We start from the raw sequence: 21,132 nt of genomic DNA, 5'->3' as shown, positions 1-21,132 counted from the left end.
CTTCTTATGATTGATTGCAACCCTATTCCAGATATATATTGAACTAACCTTGAACAATGTTTCATCGTATATGTATTCTGAAATCGCTTTCCTTCTAGAGAGTATCTTTCTGGCATCGTATTTCTGAATCCGCTTCCATTCTGAAGTGTGACATTTCTTATCTATATGAAGATATGGCAATTCCTTGACAACATTTCTTAAGGTAAACCAAGAAAGTACAAATGCAAACCATTATCAATGAACGCTGAAGGTATTCTGTTTCTCTTGTTAACCATAATTGAAATAGGATATCCTCAAGCTGTAGATTTATCGGACACCTAAGAGCCATATTTTATTCTAAAATATTTATATATTGCCGAATATGCAGGAAATGTTATATGAAATCCAAAATCATATTTATGATATTAATGTACTACTTAATTTGTGGTATTTTATTAATGAATTACAACTCAGTCCAAGCAAACCCGAAATCAAATAGTACAGAATTCCTTATTGGCGGGGATGACGATGGCGACGGATTATTGAATTCATGGGAAATTAACGGTCTTGATATCAATAATGATGGAAACATCGATTTGGACCTACCGGCCATGGGATCCGATCCGTCGCACAAAGATATATTTGTGGAAGTTGATTTTATGGAAAATCATAGACCCAATCAAGCCGCATTAGACGAAGTGATAACATCTTTTGCTAATTCCCCTTCTGTCAATCCTGATGGTAATAATGGAATCAATTTACACATTAACATAGATGAACAACTCCCCCATGAAGATAATATGAATTCGGACGATCTTTATGAATACAAGGGATTGCATTTGGGAAATGTTGTTGAAAGAGCGGATGCAAATCGAGATAACGTAATAAACGCAAGAGAAATTGCTACTCATTATGCCATATTTGGTCACACTCAACCCTACAGTACATCATCTGGTGAAAGTCCCAATATGCCCGGCAAGGAGTTTATGGTAACTTTAGGGGCCTCAAAATGGGGATCCGATCCTGCAACAGGTCACAATGTAGGAAGTATAGATCAACAATCAGGGACCTTTATGCATGAATTAGGACATAACTTAGGTCTCGATCATGGAGGCTGGAACGATATTAACTGTAAACCAAACTATCTGAGTGTAATGAATTATGCATACCAGATGTCAAGCCTACTAGGGAACCGAACGCTAGACTATTCGAGATCGGTATTACCATTATTGAATGAAAATAATTTGAATGAGGTAGAAGGGTTAGGAATGAGCACTCCCCCAAATATGATATCTGCATATGGTCCACCTCCAATTAAATTTACATTTACAGGTATCCCCGTAGATTGGTCACGTGACGATACAACCACAGACCTAGGAGTACATGCAGACATCAATAACATACCTTCAGAGGGTTGTTTAAGATCAAGTGGCGAAAATTTAGCAGGATATAATGATTGGGCTAGTCTAACATTCGGTGATGTTTCAAATGGCACAGGTTCAACACATTCAGGAGCAGGACAAAAGGAGTTTACAACGGAAGATTTGATAGGACATCGTATCTTGCTTTGGGAATCCATTAAAGATCTTGCATATCCAGTAAATCCAATATATTACAATTTTTCAAACCCAACTGAAGTGCAGAATTATCAGCTAACTAATGCAATTCTGAATGATACCTATAACAATATGACTAATTTATTAGTAACAAGTCAGTTGAAAAACGCCATTAACCAAACTAATGAATTGAAGGAACTATATAAAGTAACAAACGATACCAAACCAATTTGGTATATGGATAATATGGTTACAGTATTACAAAAACAAATATAAAATTATATTTCAAATTTTAAATGATAAAGTGAAGTACAGAATCGGTTTAGCGATTCCAATGTCCTTCGTTATCAACAGTACATTTTATGTTATCATCAGATTCACATCTCTCAAGATGATAAATTCTCAATGGGTGAACATTTATAACTCCAGATGTAGTATTTTCAGTTTTGAAAAATGTAAATATTTTTTTAACTTTGCCTTGGACATTTACTGGAGTAGACGGACATGATGTGTAAGATCCAGTACTGTTGATTATGCCATAAAATATACATTCGTTATCAACTTTTTTTATGTTTTCAGGTATATACAATATATTGACATCCACAGATACATCTAATTGAAGGATTCTTAATCGTCCACCCCCGTATCGGCTACTAGGAACAATAAGACAGTCCGGATCCTCTACAACATTCACAAAATAAGTATTAAGTTCCGAAGTTGGATTATGTCCAGGCCCTACATCCACATCATTTATGTTATATCTAAAATAACATATACCATCGTAGGCTGGATCACCTTTATAGCGTTCGAAGATTCCATGAATAATTCCGGAATTTTCAATGATTTGCAAATGATCTATGATTCTGTATGTATTTGGATTGTTTAAACAATCTGGCATACTTTTACAATCAGTCAGAAATATTTAAAGTTTAAATATTTAATTGACTAATTCTTATTCAATTTATAGGTTATGCATTAGGGTTCTCAGTATGCAGTTCTTTAACAACCTCTTCAATATATTTTCTCAATTCATTTTCGTCTAAATCAGCCCCATGTTTGATATCCGTCTCTAAATTAGTTACAATCGAGTCTTCATGAATTTTTGATATGACAAATTCTACCTCCTTTTGATTTTCAGCCTCACCCATTTGATTTAATATTGTTGATTCTTTAGCAATTCTAATAATTGATCGTCTAAGTTCTCTATTAGAGGAAACTAATTTAGTCGCATTGTATATTCCCACTAGCATTAAATAAGAAGATAATGGAAGTAAGGAAATAGTAGTTAATCCAAAAGGAGGGTATGGAGTAATTGAAAGAGAAGTTACCTGGTTAGACATAAAAATCATCATTATTCCATATCCAGAGATAAGGACAAATCCAACTATATCCTTTTCATAACTTATTGCCTTGGATGTTCTCCAGAACAATATTCCAAATGTGATGCCTCCAATAGGATTACTTAAACTAAACACTGCTACTAATACTATAGAAATCACTACCGGACTGACCATATGGAAATAATTAAACACATCAAATACATAATACTGAATGACAAAATTTATGAAGAAATAGGAAAGCGGAAGAATTAAGATCATTAAGAATAAGAAATTTCGAAGAGATTTTTTTCGATATGATGTAACTAAGACAAACGTTGTAATCCAAAGGCTGACAAAGGTCATAATAAGAGATATTTTATTTATTAATTCCAATACATTATATTTAGGAGAATCAGGAAAACTTGTGATTCCAATATATTCCCTGATTTGATCAGATTTGTCCTCCAACTTTACGATAGTGATTAACATAGAAGTCAATATGTTAAATACAATTAAGGCTACAGACACAAAGTATAATAAAATCAAGTAACTATGATTTCGCCTATACCAAGAAAGAAACTTTGCCCCCAAGACAGCGAGAAAAATACCTGAAGAAATATAACATAATATTATTGAATAAACCAGTATGTATTTACTGTATAAATGTTGTTGGAAAAGTTGCGCTGATGTATAGCTTAGTAGAGCAGAATTGAGCAGAACTACAAACATTGCCAAATAGGAATATTTCTTGAAATTAGCCGACAGATTCTTAAATCGCTCTTCTCGATAGAACTTGTTTAAGTAAAAAAGCATAATTATTTGAGCAATCAAGCTGGTTGCAGTATTTGTTGAAAATATTACATACTTTATGTCATAGCTTATTGCAGATTTAGCTACTATATCATAGACTTTTACGAATGAGGTATCTACTATAATAGTCAAGAAGAGTACAATAATAATGATGAAAATATATCGTTTGTTTAAATACCGAGGCTTATATGGCCCTAATAGCCGTACCATTGCGGTTCCCACATCATAATCTTTTTGTATCCGTATATGCGAGATGAAAGTAAATGAATTTAACTTTAACTGTTGGTTTTCTTTCAATATTAATAGGATTATATATAATTAATTTTCATCAAGAGATATTTGCCGTTGAAATATTTCCGCCGGACAGTTACCCTCATGGTATACCCTATGCTGAGTGGGGAGTTAAATACTGGCAATGGTTATTATCTATTCCTGAACCCATTAATCCTGACAAGGGTCCAGACATTCCTTGCGAGACAGGTCAGGTAAATTCCACCTCTCCCGTATTTTTCTTGACTGGCAGTGGCAACGAGAATTGTCAAATACCCCATGGAAAAAATGTATTAATAATGATCAGCTCAATGGAGCAGTCCAATGCGGAGGATCCGTGTAAACAAGACCCATGTGATGATCAAAGGTTAGTGTACTTAGCAAAATCCGACCAAGACCGGGTAGTAGATATGAGACTTTCTTTGGATGGAAAAGCATATTCATTTGATCAACTTAAAAAATATAGGACATCCACAGGAATATTTGACGTTGAATTTCCGAAAGATGCAATTTGGTATGCCCCTGAAGGTCATTTCAAGGCGGCATCAGATAATACTTATGTAATTACAGAACCATTAACATCAGGTAAATATATCATCCAATTTTCCGGTGTTCTGGCCGAAGGCGTTTCGGTCAAACCATGGGCAGCTACATATACTTTGAATGTAAAGTAACCCTACAAAAAAGCAGTATATTTTACTACATAGTAATGTTGTGAAATTCGCCTTGTGTTCATCATCGATATACCCAGGTATTATTGCGAGCGTCTCTTCTAGTATGAATTATACCACATTTGATCATTTGGTGCCATAGTTTAAATTGCCTAAACATAATTTTATCACATCTGAATAGCAGTAATCAATACTAGCAACTTGCATAATGCTAACATATACGATGTATGCCTATACTGAGATATTATTTACTAAAAGTAAATTCGGGCTTGCTCATTGCGAGCAAATAGCATATAACAATTTTACGCCTGAAGGAGAGTCTTATTGATTCATGATAGCAGACTATAAAAAAAGTTGATTTTACCCCTGGCTGAAAGAAATATTTGTTGCATGTCGAGTTTTTATAGTTGAAATACTCAGAGGTACCAATCAGTTCTTATACTGTATGTTTGAAGTCAATGCAAATATTTTGAAGCAAATAACAATGCATTAGTCCAGTTGTAAAAAATATATTTACACTAACTATTACTTTTTCAATGTACCTTTACATGAAAAAGCAGGCATCCACGATTTCATGTCCATCCATTATTTGGGCATAGACAATATCAATGAATCTCTTTCATTCCGTCAAATAACCATCAACAATAATGTGAAAACTAATATGATTTAATTAGACCTATAGAAAAAGTAACACGGAAAAGGAATAAACTTTTTTATGAATAGGTTTCACGAAATTTCAACAGTTGCTGATTTAAATTGTCTCCTAATGAGATAATAAAGGTCTATTTCTATAGGGCCCACTCATTCTTAAGAGTAAGATAAACTATAAACTGGTTCTGAACATCATGTGGAATCAAACTTATACATTTCATTTTGGATTTTTCCGTCAGTCTATAAGATATTTATGGTATAATCAAAGATATACTATTATTACTCCTATTATTAGAGTCGGCATTAGAGTTTAAGTAAACAAATTGAAAAAATTTGCTTAAAATATAGTATAAGTCGATTTAAACTTTAAGATTCTGAAGAAAAATCGGGTCTAATATTGCATCGAATGAAAATCAAATGTTTGATCTTAATCACCGACTGAAAAATTAGATTCAATTTAGATAATCATCATCCGAGAAATTAATGTGCTGCTAACCGCAAGTAAAGATATAAAAAAAATAATCAATGTGATCGACTATCAAACAAGAAGTTTCAAAGTGTATAGACCAAGACTATCAAGATTCATATAATTTATTATGACAAATATGACCTAGAGAAAGCATGTGAATCATAATTTTAATAAGGGATTGGTCTGCAGTGGTTTGATTTTAAATTGTGACGAAATTTAAATGATTGGTTTTAAAAAATTGGTTTTATTGAAAGGTTTGAAGCATGAGATCCATCAAGCATCCCGATTGATATACCATATGCTTGCTTATAGTGATCTTTAAAATTTCAAATATTGTAACCGCACTCAGTAAATTACATTAGATATTACCTGATATTAGAATCATAATAGAATATATGATGGAACTAAAGTAACCCGACGAGAGAAGTGATTCATTTCAGACCATATTGGGTATGGCAATTTAGAACGCTAACTAGATTATTCTAAAAGTGAAGAAAAGATATTGCTTAAAATGTAAATATTTTATGCTAGAACTTGCAGTCAAAAATAAAAATTATTTGGCAATAGTAAATGTCGTTCTACTCTCGGGTAAGATGTTAGAGTACAATCATCTTGAAGTAGTAACAATATCTCAAGTGAGAATTCGACTGACTTTTGGGATATAAAGACCTAAGCCCGATGATTGTAAGAATATTAAAAATTAACTATTATATGACGCAAAGGAAGTGAAATAATAAGTTCATATTTTTTTATGTAAAAAAAACTTATCAACTGATTAATATGATTATTTATTACGCAAGAAAAGAAATGGATGGGTTGGTAAGAAAGGAAGCGAAAGCAAGCACATATAATTTTAGAATATGTATGAGTGAAGGAATAACCCGCTTACAAATAACGAGTATAAGCTTGACCTGATTTATGATAACGTCTATTTCAATTCAAATTTGGATTAGAAGTGTACATATTGTATAAATATAGATTTAGAATCACATATATGTTAAGCATCAGTAAACCAAAATGTAAAAATACTCAGACTCCACAACTAAATATTTATATTTTTCAATTCCAATTTTCTTGATATGAATTTATGTGAAATATATCAGTCAATCTCAGGAGCAGGTTGGTTATTGGTTTCTCTAGGAGTGATAACACTTATACCCCTCGCTTTTTTAGTAACACCACATGATGTATCAATTGCATATGCCCAGGGCAATTTTTCGTCATTGAATCCTTATTTAATCAAGAACCAATCAAATCAAACTTTGGGTCCACCCATCTATACAGAAACTACAAAATCAACAAACACTCGAGTCCTTAGCATAGATCCTGTGCCGACTGTTGAAGTCTCATATGTAGGGAATAGTACTATGAACAGGTCAACAACGCAGACCATAGGAACCATTGTAGATAAAATGGGTGCAGATGGAGCAGTTTATTCCCAGGGTCAAGCCATTATATTGAATGAAAATGGGCAGGTATTTACATACAAGACAGAATCCAAAGGTTACTATAATCCTGATGGAAGTTTTACTGACAATGGAGTAATGATGTTCGATATTCCATTCCAAGATTCAAAAGAAAGTGGATCTAGTTCTAGTAATGCCACATCTACTAACAGTACTATGAATATTAACAACATATTCGGTATTTATAAGAAGACCGTAGATCCTTTGGGCAAGGGATTCACCAAGGTATGGAAATGGGACTAAACGAGTAAGCATGTTACTAAGCTTAAACTACATCTTCTCTCGGCCGTCCAAGTAATGCAGAGTAAAAGGTATCTACAATTTGATTTTTTTGATCTAGTAACAGATTAAAAAAATTATAATTCTAATATTAATTAATCTATTTATCCTGTGGATGGGATTCCAACTCGATTATTTCTATTAATGTTGGAGAATATCTTCTATAGATCAAATTTGAAAATAGATCAAAGCTTTTTCTTACTGACTAATTTAATAGGGACAATGGTCATCCTAATTAGTGTAAATTAGACAAAGTATTTTAATGTCAGGATTACATTGCAAGGAAGGATTAATTTATCTCCCGACCTAGATTTATAACATATCTAACCTAAGTCTAATAATATGCGAGAAATCATCATCGGCTAAGAGGGTCTCCCAGGCATTAAGATCCTATAGTTTCTCAGAGAAAGTCACTGTAGGATCAATTCCTGAGGCAAAGGCGCAAATTCAAAGAAATGCAACATCTTCATCCGAGATTCAGATGTCAAAATCCTCAATATTTGATACGATAGTTACTAAAAAAGGTAAAATGTATGTTATCGGTTACGCTCTTGGGCACTTGTATAGGCTTGAAGGTTCATACAACAAGGACAAGTCATCACCCATATTCGATCCGATCTGGAAACCACTGTCTTCTATACGTTCGAATGATTCTAAAACCAAATCCCTACAATTCAAGGTGGGAAGAGTCCTAAAAGAATTGGAATTTGTATCCAAATATGCAACAGAGTTCATCCATGCATGTGATTATGACCAAGAAGGTGAAGTAATAGGATACAATATCCTCCATTATGCCTGCCATAATAAATACTCCAGATCAAAAAGAGCCAAATTTTCCTCACTTACTGATGAAGAAATAATAAATTCATTTAAAAACCTGTTACCACCCAACAACAATTTAAAAGAAGCAGGTATATCCCGACACACGATAGATTTCATTTATGGAATAAACCTTTCAAGAGCTTTAACGAATTCCTTAAAAAAACGATCTGCTAAAAATAACAACGTCAAGAAATTCATTCAACTTTCAATAGGAAGAGTTCAAGGCCCAACTCTTGCCTTTGTAGTAGAAAGAGAGAAAGAAATTTCAGATCATATATCGACTCCTTATTGGAACATAAATGCAGATTTTCAAAAAGATGACACAATAATCCATACATCCCATTTCCCCCAAAAGATTGAATTAGAAAAAAGTGTCCTTCAAATAATTGCAGAATGTAAGAATCAGCTTGGCAAGGTAACAGAGGTAAAAATAACCAAAACATCAATCAAACCACCATATCCTTTTAATCTAGGGGATCTCCAAAAAGAAGCCTATAGAGTATTCAAATTTACTCCAAGTTACACCCTTTCCATAGCAGAGAAACTGTACCTTGATGCACTCATCTCTTATCCCAGAACATCTAGTCAAAAGCTTCCCCCTACAATAAATTATAACAAAATTATTTCTAATATATCAAAGAATGGGATATTTGTAAATAGTGTAACTTTTGAAAAAAGTACTGGAAATGATGCAATCCTATCCTATCCAGACATATGCTCAAGGCTACTTTCACTAAAACATTTATCTCCTAACGAGGGAAAACAAGAAGACCCAGCTCATCCGGCTATATATCCAACTGGAGAAAAAGCCAAAAGGTCCCTAGATGCTTCGGAGCAAAAACTTCTTGACCTCATTACGAGAAGGTTTTTTTCAACATTTGGACAAGAGGCTTTTTACAATCAGATTTGGGTAACCATCACCGTCAAGAATAAACATGTCTTTAAGGCTGAAGAAAAAAAAATACTTACAGAAGGATGGATAAAATATTACCAGCCTTATTTAGATTTACCTACCTTTGTGAAGAAGGAAACATTGTCATTTTTGAAAAAAAATAATATTTTAAAATTAATAAAGATTGAATCGATCCAAAAGGCTACACAACCCCCTCCGAGGTACAACCAATCAACCCTACTACAAAAAATGGAAAGAGAGAAAATAGGGACCAAGGCAACACGATCCGAAATAATAAACACCCTATACAAGAGAAATTACATTTATGATTATAGACCCAATACTTTATTGGAAAGTAACAACAAATCATCTCATATATCGCAAATTTATACTACTCGTAAGAACAACAAGGTGGAGAAACAGGATGATTTGGTTGTAAAAATAGGTACGAACCCAGAAAAAAAAGATCTGTTTATCAATATCAAGGGCTCAGCCGGCATCCGACCTACAGAAATGGGAGTAGCATTAGTAGTCTCAATGCAAAAATACGTTCCCAGCATAGTATCTACAAGTCTAACAAGAAAGATGGAAGAACAATTGGAACAAATAGAAGCGGGTCAAAAAAGTAGCGAGATAGTCATTAATCAAGCACGTGACCAAGTAAAGCAAGCTATTGAGTCATTTACCAAAAACCAAGATAAAATTGCTTTTGAGCTTTCACAATCACTAGAATTGGACAGGTCCAACACTCCAGTTCTAAAAAAAAATATCACCACCAAGCCACTTGGAAAATGTCCGATTTGTAAAAAAGGCGATTTAGTCATCAAAAAGGCTTTGAAAACTAAAAAAAGATTTGCAGGTTGCACAAGCTACTCTAAGGATAAATGTATGGCTACAGCTCCATTGCCCCTGAAGGGCATGATTAAGGGTACAGGAAACTCCTGCAAAGAGTGCAATTGGCCCATCATATCAGCCAATGGCATTAATCAAGGTAAAAAATATCAATGGCAGTTCTGTATGAACCCACAGTGCCCCTTAAAATCGAATAAAAAATAAAATTCTTTGTAATTCATATTACAGATGTCTAAGTCGATGTCGACTAAATAAGAATAATAACAAATTACTCAAAAATGTTTTAATTTTTCTCTATCTAACTACCAAAACAGGACAGTGTGCGTATTTGACTACCTCATTGGCTATACTTCCAAGCAGCATTTTCTTTATGCCAGTTCTACCTCTGCTTCCAATTACCAATAAATCCACATTCTTTTCCTCCGCATAGTCGACTATAGTAGATGAAGTAGATGTTTCTGCTTCAACAATAGCAGTCTCAAACATACCTTTACCAACATCAGTATTATCTACCTGGTCTGGTGTAGAGGAAGAGTCGTTTTCCAGATTTTGTTTTTCATCACTCCGTTCTACGCTTTCTGTATCATTTGATACATATTTTTCCTTGAGAGAATTCATCAAATCATCGAATTTTTTTCGCTCTTTTTCAAATTTATCGGCTCCAAATGTCGGAGCAAGAACAACCGATGAAAGCAAATATGGATATTTGTAACTATCAAGTACGTGTAATATAATTAAAGATGAATTGTATTTTTTACCAATTTCCATAGCTTTTTCAACAGCATCTAATGATGGTTGAGATCCATCAAAGGCGACCAAGATCTTTGAAAACATATCGGTTATTTTTTCTTGGTTAGAATGTAATTTTAATCATCTGTTTGGTCCTTTCCAATTATGAGATGTAACGAAAATTTTCACTTGTTATTTCTCCAAATTTAGAGTTCATTCTTTACACAGCAAAGGTGCTAATCTGCAAGATTAGCATGGCATTTCTGATTAAAAGAAAGTAAACCTGCATTAGCGATAAATATTGGCTAGACGAATCCATATTGTATTCATGAGCAGCCAAATTGCCACAAGAGGAAAAACCACATCAGCAGAATTGGTTTCTAGCACTTATGACAAACTTGGAAAAAACATTTCAAAATATAGACAAATTACAAATAAACCACTTACTCTCAGCGAAAAAATCCTTATAGGTCATTTAAATGAATCCACCGACCTAACAGAGTTTAACGGCCTCACCGCAGGAAATGGATATATCCTTCTAAACCCAGACCGAGTTGCTTTACAGGATGTTACAGGTCAGACTACCCTTTTGCAGTTTATGCAATCAGGTATAAAACATGTAAAGGTCCCTGCAACAGTGCATTGCGATCATCTGATTCAAGCCCGAGTAGGCAGTGAACCTGACACAAAGGCAGCAATTTATGAGAACAATGAAGTCTACAAATTCTTAGAATCTGCTTCCAGAAAATATGGCTTGGGCTTTTGGAAGCCTGGCGCAGGAATTATTCACCAAGTAGTTTTAGAAAACTATGCATTTCCAGGAGGTTTAATGATTGGAACAGATTCACACACACCCAATGCAGGAGGACTAGGTATGCTTGCTATAGGTGTAGGCGGACTTGACGCTGCCGAAGTCATGGCAGGCCTACCGTGGGAGGTACTGTATCCAAAAAGAATAGGTGTGTACCTGACAGGCAAGTTAAACGGCTGGACTTCCCCAAAAGATATCATCCTCTATGTTGCATCAAAACTCACAGTTTCCGGCGGTACAAACGCTATAATAGAGTATTTTGGACCAGGAGCTAGAAATGTCAGTTGCACGGGTAAAGCTACCATAACTAACATGGGAGCAGAAATTGGGGCCACCTGCTCGGTTTTCTCATACGATGACAAGATGGAATCATATTTAAATTCAACTGGACGGTCTTATATAGCAGAACTAGCCAATAAAAATAAAGACATGCTCACTCAGGACCCTACAATAGAAGAAGAAATAGCAAAGGATCGCCAGAATGCATCAAAGTATTTTGATCAGCTTATTGAAATCAACCTTGATGAGCTAGAACCTTATATTGTGGGCCCACATACTCCAGACCTAGCAAGACCAATTTCTCAAATGGCACAAGATGTACAACAAAATAACTATCTAGACACCATTTCAGTCTCCCTAATAGGTAGCTGTACCAACTCTTCATATGAGGATATGTCTAGGGCCGCAGACATAGCAAAGCAAGCATTGGAAAAAGGAATCAAAACAAGATCTCCATTGCAAGTAACCCCGGGTTCAGAAATGATAAGAGAGACAATAGAAAGAGATGGACAGATCCAACTGTTGCGAGAAATCGGAGCTAACGTTTTAGCAAATGCCTGCGGACCATGCATCGGACAATGGAGCAGACCCGAAATTAAAAAGGGTGAGCCAAATACAATAGTAACTTCCTATAACAGGAATTTTCCAGGGAGAAACGATGGAAGAAGAGAGACAATGAATTTTATCGGAAGTCCCGAAGTGGTCATCGCTTTAGCACTAGGAGGGCGACTTTCATTTAATCCACTAAAAGATGAACTAGAAGCCAAAGACGGTACCAAGTTTAGACTCCAACCTCCTAAAATAGCCCCAGAGGTTCCCCCCTCAGGCTTTAAAGATACTGCCAACATCTATGTACCACCATCTGAGGATCCCAATAGTGTTACCGTAGATATAGATAAAAACAGTCAAAGATTACAAGCACTACAACCATTTTCAAAATGGGACGGCAAAGATTTTGAAAAACTTCCAATACTAGCAAAAGTAAAGGGAAAGTGTACGACCGATCACATCTCTCCAGCTGGTCCTTGGTTAATGTACAGAGGACATCTAGATAGATTAAGCGATAACTTGCTTCTAGGTGCCGTTAACTCATTTAGAGACAGCGAGGTAGGTAAAGGACTTAATTTGCTTGATAATAATGTGGAAACTTTCGCACATGTTGCAAGGGAGTACAAGCAAAATGGAATGAAATGGATAATAATTGGAGACAAAAACTATGGCGAAGGAAGCAGCAGAGAGCATGCAGCAATGACGCCACGATACTTAGGATGTGCAGCTGTTATAGCAAAAAGTTTTGCAAGGATTCATGAAACCAATCTCAAAAAACAAGGGATCCTTGCATTAACTTTTGTTGATCCCTCCGATTACGACAAAATCAGAGAGAATGACAGCGTTAGTATTATAGATTTGCACAATATCCGTCCTAAAAGCGTGGTAACAGCAGTGCTTTCACATCAAGACGGTTCAGAGGAGAATATAAAGTTAGTTCATTCTTATAATGATGCACAGTTAGAGTGGTTCAAAGCTGGTTCTGCATTAAACATTCTTAAAAACAAAGCATAATCCATCTTTCTTTTTTGTCTAGTCTAATACCAAAATTAATTACAGATCAAAATACCAGATACTTTCTTTTAGATTATTATTATTCAATAAGCCAGGATTTACATCAAAAAAACCAAGCTTTCCTGGATATGGTATACTTTTTTCAAAAAGCATTGAATTATGTATCAAAAATCCATATCTTTTGAAAGATGATTCATGGTTTGTTTTGTCTACGGAAAAGTGCTTGTTAAAGTCGTGGATAAAATCATCTCTATTACTATATTTTTTTATACCGTATAGGTAAGCTTTGCCAATTATCGCTCCCTTGACCAGATCAGTAGCCTCAATAGGATAAACAGACATAGCATCGGTATTTACTGATTTTGAAGCATGTATTAAAAACTCACCTCTAAATTTGGTATTCCATTTCCTGATCTCAATGGATTTGACTCCAGACGCAAGTAAATATGCATATGGTTGATTGAGAGAAATACACTTCAATTGGGTGTTATATCCTACATACCTTATTTATGATAATTTAATTCAAACAGCATATTTGGAATTGGCTTAACGCCAACAAAATAACATAATAACAAATAGGTTTCCTCCCGTCTTATGAGTCACGTCAACAATATAGGGAGATATTCAGCCGCACTTCCCCTAAAGGAATAATTCATCAAGTATGTCATTTCGGTTTCGTTAGGATTTACCTCTATCAGAGTGGCTTTATTTCTCAAAGCGTAATATGGCAGTGTGTTTGCTGGTGATACGTTAAGAGAAGAGCCGACTATAAACATCAAATCACAGTTTCCTGACAGATACATTGCTTTTTGCCATTCATTTGCAGGAAGCGACTCTTCAAATAACACAACAGAGGGCTTCATGATGTTGTCGCATATGGAACATTTGGGTATACTAGATTCACTAAAGCGAGTAAAAAAATCTAAATGGTCCAGCCGTTCTTCAAATCCGCATTCCATGCAAATTACACCAAAGATATTTCCGTGGAGTTCTACAACATCTTTAGACCCAGCTCGCTGATGCAAGCGATCGATATTTTGTGTTAGGACACTACACACACCCGGTCTATTAGCCTCAAGCACTGCGATAGCTTTATGCCCTTCATTGTAATTTGCCTGGCAAATCAACCGCTGCCTTGAATAAAAAAATTCCCAGACCAATTCGGGTTCAGAGATAAAACCTGAAAATGATGCCAATTTTGTAGGATCGTACTTTTTCCACAACCCTTCTTCACCTCTGAATGTTGGAATTCCGCTTTCTCTTGAGATTCCAGCTCCTGTAAAAAACACAATTTTCTTTGCATCTTTTACCAAACTACGGACATGTGAAATTATCTCAGAATGTTCATTGTTTGACATCATTAAATCAAGTACTTAGCATATAATTTGATATTAAATACATTTGACAAAAAAATGATATTCAATCGATATTTTGATTGTTGATAGATATTTTTAAAAAAACTACTGCATTGTAATTATCATTTAGAGACTTTACTCAATTTAAAAAATATGAAGCTGGCTCCGGGATGTTTATTAGAATATCATTGCCTGACTTGCCTACTCTTGTAATTCTTTATGGACATTACCAGGTTTGCAGTATTGTTCTCCGTTCCAGATTGAAAATGCTCTCATCAGCACCAGAATTAAATTGCATTAGTTCAACTAGACCACACTATCTCATTTCTATCAAGTTCATTTTGCATCCCTTTTATCCATCAAAAAAAATGATGGCATTTAGTGATGTGAAGGTGGTGTGGAGAGTCTCACAATACAAACTACTTTCAAAAAAAAGACGGACCCTTTTTACGGATTAACATGACAGACAAAAGAAAGATGGTAGAAGAAACAGTGGGTTAACTATGAATATATTGTTTCTTTAGATCTTCAGGAAATTTTTTCAGCAATTTTTGAACTTTTGGGTCAATTACATAACTGCAGTATGGAACTGATCTATTATTGTCGTAATAATCTACATGGTATTCTTCAGCAGGATAGAAATTGCTAAACGGCAATATTTCAGTTACAATTGGTTTAGAATAATATCCGCTTGTGCTGATCCTTTCTTTAACCTTGGAAACAATTTCTTGCTGTTGTTTAGAATTATAAAACACTGCAGATCTATATTGCGTGCCCACATCATTCCCCTGTCTATTTAGAGTCGTTGGATCGTGAGTATACCAAAATATTTCCAAGATTTTTTCCAAAGATATGACTTTTGGATCAAATTCTAACTGAATAACTTCTGCGTGACCGGTGTCCCCAGTGCATACCTCATTATAAGTTGGATTTTTAACATGTCCACCTGAATATCCTGGTATTACAGACTTTACCCCTTCAACCCGCTTAAATATGGCTTCGGTACACCAAAAACATCCACTGGCCAACACTATTTTCTCAAAACCATTAGCACTTTTACCATCTTCGACCGGTTTATCAGCCATAATTCTGTTTCAGCAATTCACACTATTAGGTTTATGCTCAATTCCTATCCTGTAAAGAATCTTTTTTGACAGACACCGTATATGAATATTCGAATAAATAAAAGAGTAGCAATTGACAGAATTAACCTTGTGGGATTTTTTTGATTTTTTTGTCTCAAGAAACAGTTATTGTTTCAAATCCATCATTCCGTACATGATTTTCCTTTTTCCCGATCCCTTGTCAGTCTTGTACCCTGCAATTTCTTACCCCAACAATTAACAAATGAATTCATTGTAATCCTTGATTTATTTCGTGAGCAACCTCTATTGCTTAAATTTATAAAAAATTGAACGAAATGAACAACCAAATGAACTATTTATTTATAAAATTGAACGGCTAGCATTTCTTGATTTAGCAAAATGGTCAAGGTTACTCCACAAATTAAATCAAAGATTATTCGCATGGATTTTGAGAGTATATCATATTCTAAAATAGCAGATGAAGTGGGTGTTTCAAAGACAACAGTATTTAATGTTGTAAATGATTATCTTAAGAAAGTAAACGCCAGTTATGTAGAAGAGATCAAATTCTTCCTTACTGAGGTCAGAAAATCAGGCATAAGCATACAAGATTGTGTAAAGGGTTTTCGGACGTATCAGCTATTGAGAGCATTCAAAATCAAAGACGAATTTGAAGAATGGATAGATATGGAAGAGGATGATATTTTTTACCAGGAGGAAATAGACCCAGCATTCAATGATATCACAGACAATTTCGATGACGGTAAATCTTATCCGGATATGAAAAAAGGAATAGACAATAGGAAGGAAGAAGCAGAAAAGGAAAAGGAAAACAAAACTAAGAAATACTCAATTGAAGATTTCATTTCCGACCTCTACGATGAGTGTAGGGCTAATAACATCAAACCAGACACCATTATAAAGTGGATGGTGGACATGTTTGATTTTTTTTCATATACTGACAAAAATAAAGCGGCTGACAATTTAAATAATGATCCAAATCATGGAATCGGAAAAACATTTGACATCAGTAAGGAAGAAGAAGCATATGACGATGATGAAACTGAAGAATCGATACCATTTGTTTCCAATGTAACCTTATTTATAGAACAAAAGAAGAATTACATCAAGCATTTAGACGATATCAAAAAATCGCTGAAGACAGATATTGAAACTTTATCATCTAAAAAAAATTCTATAAAGAATGAACTTGATGAAGCAATACGGAACAAGAATCAAGTCTTTTCATACTTTGCCTGGTACAAGTCCCTTAAAATAGAATTGTATCAAAAACAGCAAATAGTTTTATCAGAATACATAGATAATATGGTAAATATCATAAGTGACTTTAAGAATTTTGACTTTGACGTAACTCGAATAATCAAGAAGTATGAAGAAATTGAATCACTGCTGACAGAAAAAGAAATCCTTCAAAGCCAAGTTGTTCAAAAGGAAAAGATAAAAAATCGTTTAGAATTAGAAAGCTTAAGCTTAGAAGATCGTGCAAATTACTATATACAAACCATCAATACTTACACTGAACTCCATAAATTAGGAATAGGTCTTAAAGAACTCAAGCAACTAACCAACATCATTTATGAATCATCTTTGGCAAACGGGTTTGATGTCAAAACCTCCATTCGGAAATTCCTCAAAGATGTTGAGGATCACTACGATGACAAATTAGGTCTTGAAAAGGAGGTTAACGACCTCAAAGAGAAAAAGGAAAAATTGGAAAAGGAAGTTCCAGAATATGAGTATTACTTGAAGTTACAGGGAATAGTCTCACTCACTCTACTTCGTCTTCAGTTAAGCGGTGTAACCAACGAAGATATCATTGGAATGAACCATCTCGTACTAGAATTCCAAAATTCTGATTTTTTGTCAGATCCTTTTCAAAAACCCTTTCAAAATATTAATGCTACCAACTCAAAGAATAAAACCAGCTATTGGTATCAATTCGTTAGCAAGGTATCCAGTCTAAAAAATATAAATATCGAGATCAAGAAACGAATTTCCGAATTAGAGCAATTAAATACACAAAAAAGTGAATTGCTCCACAAAAAGGATCAATTGACCTCGGCATACATAAATATTGTAAACAATTTAAACACATTAGTCTTGAATCTATATGAATCAGTTAAATTGATAAAAGAAATCAACGAAAGAATAATTCCCAAACCAATTATTTTTGTGGTGTTCACCAATTTTGGTGGATCAAATCATAAAGATATTAAAAAGAAGGGAGAATAACAACAATTAACGCTCATAAATTGCAATTATTGTCAAAACCATAGTAATCAAAATCAGAATTTTTATTACTAAAAAAATTGAAAAATTTTTGTTAAAAAGAAATTTATAATCACCGAGATTTTTTGCAACATTAAAATAATGACGATTCATCATATCATATAGTACTAGTTAGTTAGCTAGAATTATGATCACATAATTCAATAAAGTTGCACATTAGTAAATACCAAATAGAGTATCTAAAAGTCCAATTTGAAAAGTATTTATAAAATTGTATAAAATAAAAATTATTGCCAATGTTTGATATTGATTTTATAATATAAATGTTATCAGCAAATTGGAATATTCATTTATATAAGATTGGTAATCATATAAAATAAAAAAATTGATAAAGAGAAATACTGAGCAGCCTGGAATTATTTTCTTTATCCCATCAGTGATTACTATTTCAACGATTTTCGTTTTATTACTTGTTATCAACATATCAGTAACTATGGAATATTCCAACTTCGCAACTGCTCAAACAATAAATAATCTTAAAGACAAAAATTTTGTGCTAGTAAATACTACAGATATTTCAAACTGTACAGAATTTTACGGAACCGGTCCTGTTGAATCGAATAATAATAACACCAATTCAGCAGAAATCAATGGCGCAAATGATACTTCCAATAACACACATAACTCCAACGCATCTGTCTTGTCTGCAACGAATTTATCAAACAAGACCATAAACCAAATATGCCCTACTCTTAAAGTAGCATATCCATATGACTGCTCCTCAGACGAGAACCAAACTACCGAAATAATGTGTAGAGCAGAAAATGCCACAGAACAAGAGGATGATGATGGCGAGAATGGCAATTATACATTTCAAAGAGATGAAGACGTCTTAGACAATGAGATTTTTGATGAAAACGGCATGCTGATAGTTGATACCAAATTTAACAAACAATATTCTTATCATATTGTCGATCCTCTCAATCCAGACAAAATGATAGGTGTTAATCTAGATCTCGGTAAGCATACTCAAAGTCACAATAGTAAAATAAATTCACCAAGAATTGAAATAGAAAGGGAAAACGCAGATGGTACCCTAGACATGGATGCTGCAAAGAACCAAATGATAGTATGGAAAGGCAACATTTTAGGATATTTCAAAGAGCCGGAGGGAAAGTATGATAACGAAACTTACATCGAAATAATGTTTAACACAGGTTTTCATTCTTCCGATGAAGACGACCAGCGCAGAGGAATAGGAGTAGTTTTTGATGTATCTAACGACAGCAATCCATACATCATGGACTTTAGAGACGATGGGAGATATACCAAAATTACAATGAATGAAATTAAGGCCTTGGCAGGTCCAGACTTTATTTTTCATTCAAACGACAATAAAAGCAAGGACTTTTACTTGAATGATTTGATAAACACGACAAATGTAACATTGAAGGTAAAAACATACCTCACAGATCAAAATAAAAGAGTAGTTCAGGCTTTTATAGATCCGGGGACAGGAAAAGAGATTTTGTATTGGACACTAAAAGATGTTTCAAAATTAAGAGATCTTGAAGGAATTAAAGACAAGCAAGCATTCTTAGAAACGATTCTACAAGGGTCTGGTTTTACCTATGTTAGATCTGACAACATTGAAACACGACTTGCTTCTTTGGAATCTCTGATAATTGACCCAAACAAGCAATAACTTATTTCGTCCTTCAAAATTCTCTTATTTTGATTTGATTCGCTTTGAATGGATAGGATGAGTATCATAATTCGATCTACAGCTATTCAAAAAAATTATAAAATAAATAAAAAAATCAGAAATAGACTCGGACCTCTTTACAGTTCGAAAAAAGATAACATTTTCGATTTTGACAAAGTATTGTATAATAAATAAAGATTGACTTTTTTAAGAAAAAGGATAAAAAAAGTACTATTTTAGAGATGTTAGTTTTTTAGCTATTGCATCGAGTGTATAAGTAACTGTGAAGGGCTCACCTGTTGTTTTATGAAACACAAGAGCATTCCCCGCAAAGTCCAATGTCCCAGAGCTTATCCCCGTCCCATTTATTTCAAAAGGTACATCCACAAGGTGTCTGAGGTGGGTTATGGCTATACTATTATTCCCTGGTAATACAGCGTTATAGGGTGCTCTGTGGACAGAATCAGGAGCAACCAATGGTGAATAATTATGCAGCACCTCAACCTCAATTGGCTTGCTTGCAGTAAAAGTTACCGTCCCTGTCCAAATTTTCCCGTCATTTCTTAAAGGTAATGCAAAAACAACCTCGTGTGGTGGTTGTCCGGGATGTCGTACAGGTGCGGGAGCAGACATTGACGTATTTTGCAGTACAATTTCATGCAGTGATAATAGCTTTGTCCGAATTGAATTAGCTTCAGAGTTGGCTACTGAATTTCCAAAGTTGGAATTTGAACTAGTTAAATTATCAGAGGATGTGTGTCCGGCATTTATAGAAGATTCTTTTGAAAGAATTAAGCTATTGATGTCATTTACAAATTTAGAATATGATGAAAGAGACACATTCTGGTTAATTTGTCCAAAAGAAGCATTTGTTAAATTGCTATTATTATTATTTGCCAAGTCTACCGAGCTTGCATTTTCTGCCGTCGCAAAGTTGGATTGCAATAATTCTTTGTTTGGTATAGTTGTCCCAATTATCAAACTTTCATTTGTATTGTTGTTGGCACTATTTTGATTATTTCCACTCGTAGTATTGATACTACTAGTATTTGCTGCTTGAGCGTTAGAAGTATTACCTAGAGTTGAACCGGTTTGAGCAAAGGAGTATGGCGTTATTGTCACCGATAAAATTGATATCAGTCCTACTACGAATACCAAACCCAATAAAGCATGCGGTTTTTTTAATCTTTTATTCTTTAATTTTGTAAAACTCATTATTGTACAAATAATCCATATGCTGCAAGTAAAAATTCTTTGCTATTTGGGAGGTTTCATCCCGTTCTGTAAAGCTGCTGGTGATAGTGGTGATGGTGATAGTG

14 protein-coding genes are annotated in these 21,132 nt (G+C 34.3%); 7 read left to right on the top strand and 7 right to left on the bottom strand.

Annotation, left to right across the window (positions count from 1 at the left end):
- The first annotated feature begins 437 nt into the window (after positions 1-437).
- On the top strand, positions 438-1,811 hold the full coding sequence (locus F1Z66_RS06520) for a hypothetical protein (RefSeq protein WP_149862806.1): 1,374 nt from the start codon (positions 438-440) through the stop codon (positions 1,809-1,811).
- A 46-nt stretch (positions 1,812-1,857) separates the two neighbouring features.
- Here F1Z66_RS06520 and F1Z66_RS06515 read toward each other — a convergent pair whose 3' ends face one another.
- Together F1Z66_RS06515 and F1Z66_RS06510 are read right to left on the bottom strand one after the other, a co-directional pair.
- On the bottom strand, positions 1,858-2,433 hold the full coding sequence (locus F1Z66_RS06515) for a hypothetical protein (protein WP_149862805.1): 576 nt from the start codon (positions 2,431-2,433) through the stop codon (positions 1,858-1,860).
- 70 nt (positions 2,434-2,503) lie between these two features.
- Positions 2,504-3,796, bottom strand: a complete 1,293-nt coding sequence (locus F1Z66_RS06510) for an MFS transporter (protein WP_149862804.1) — start codon at positions 3,794-3,796, stop codon at positions 2,504-2,506.
- 131 nt (positions 3,797-3,927) lie between these two features.
- Between F1Z66_RS06510 and F1Z66_RS06505 the strand changes: the two genes are divergently transcribed.
- From F1Z66_RS06505 to topA, 3 genes are all read left to right on the top strand, one after another.
- Complete coding sequence (locus tag F1Z66_RS06505; RefSeq protein WP_149862803.1) at positions 3,928-4,608, top strand: hypothetical protein; 681 nt, start codon at positions 3,928-3,930, stop codon at positions 4,606-4,608.
- Between the two features lie 2,244 nt (positions 4,609-6,852).
- Positions 6,853-7,434, top strand: coding sequence for a hypothetical protein (locus F1Z66_RS06500; RefSeq protein ID WP_149862802.1), 582 nt, complete (start codon positions 6,853-6,855; stop codon positions 7,432-7,434).
- A gap of 346 nt (positions 7,435-7,780) precedes the next feature.
- Positions 7,781-10,240, top strand: a complete 2,460-nt coding sequence (gene topA / locus F1Z66_RS06495; RefSeq protein ID WP_159357342.1) for a DNA topoisomerase I — start codon at positions 7,781-7,783, stop codon at positions 10,238-10,240.
- Positions 10,241-10,330: 90 nt separating this feature from the next.
- On the opposite strand, the gene F1Z66_RS06490 is transcribed toward topA, so the two are convergent.
- Positions 10,331-10,870: a universal stress protein gene (locus F1Z66_RS06490; protein ID WP_149862800.1), complete on the bottom strand. Its 540-nt coding sequence runs from the start codon at positions 10,868-10,870 to the stop codon at positions 10,331-10,333.
- A 223-nt stretch (positions 10,871-11,093) separates the two neighbouring features.
- Between F1Z66_RS06490 and F1Z66_RS06485 the strand changes: the two genes are divergently transcribed.
- Positions 11,094-13,418, top strand: coding sequence for an aconitate hydratase (locus tag F1Z66_RS06485; RefSeq protein WP_149862799.1), 2,325 nt, complete (start codon positions 11,094-11,096; stop codon positions 13,416-13,418).
- Positions 13,419-13,457: 39 nt separating this feature from the next.
- On the opposite strand, the gene F1Z66_RS06480 is transcribed toward F1Z66_RS06485, so the two are convergent.
- The 3 genes from F1Z66_RS06480 to msrA form a co-directional block, all read right to left on the bottom strand.
- Positions 13,458-13,898: an ASCH domain-containing protein gene (locus F1Z66_RS06480; protein ID WP_159357337.1), complete on the bottom strand. Its 441-nt coding sequence runs from the start codon at positions 13,896-13,898 to the stop codon at positions 13,458-13,460.
- Between the two features lie 119 nt (positions 13,899-14,017).
- Complete coding sequence (locus tag F1Z66_RS06475) at positions 14,018-14,779, bottom strand: SIR2 family NAD-dependent protein deacylase (RefSeq protein ID WP_201448502.1); 762 nt, start codon at positions 14,777-14,779, stop codon at positions 14,018-14,020.
- A gap of 491 nt (positions 14,780-15,270) precedes the next feature.
- Complete coding sequence (msrA, locus tag F1Z66_RS06470) at positions 15,271-15,858, bottom strand: peptide-methionine (S)-S-oxide reductase MsrA (protein ID WP_149862797.1); 588 nt, start codon at positions 15,856-15,858, stop codon at positions 15,271-15,273.
- A 441-nt stretch (positions 15,859-16,299) separates the two neighbouring features.
- On the opposite strand from msrA, the gene F1Z66_RS06465 reads away from it, so the two are divergent.
- Together F1Z66_RS06465 and F1Z66_RS06460 are read left to right on the top strand one after the other, a co-directional pair.
- Positions 16,300-18,111, top strand: coding sequence for a hypothetical protein (locus tag F1Z66_RS06465; RefSeq protein WP_149862796.1), 1,812 nt, complete (start codon positions 16,300-16,302; stop codon positions 18,109-18,111).
- 382 nt (positions 18,112-18,493) lie between these two features.
- Positions 18,494-19,813, top strand: coding sequence for a hypothetical protein (locus tag F1Z66_RS06460; protein ID WP_149862795.1), 1,320 nt, complete (start codon positions 18,494-18,496; stop codon positions 19,811-19,813).
- A 231-nt stretch (positions 19,814-20,044) separates the two neighbouring features.
- Here the strand turns inward: F1Z66_RS06460 and F1Z66_RS06455 are convergent, their stop codons facing one another.
- A complete protein-coding gene (locus tag F1Z66_RS06455; protein ID WP_149862794.1) occupies positions 20,045-21,028 on the bottom strand; it encodes a hypothetical protein in 984 nt (327 codons plus the stop codon).
- Positions 21,029-21,132: the final 104 nt, after the last annotated feature.

Source organism: Candidatus Nitrosocosmicus agrestis (assembly GCF_008389435.1).
GTDB lineage: Archaea > Thermoproteota > Nitrososphaeria > Nitrososphaerales > Nitrososphaeraceae > Nitrosocosmicus > Nitrosocosmicus agrestis.
This window is presented reverse-complemented; position numbering and strand designations above follow the sequence as displayed.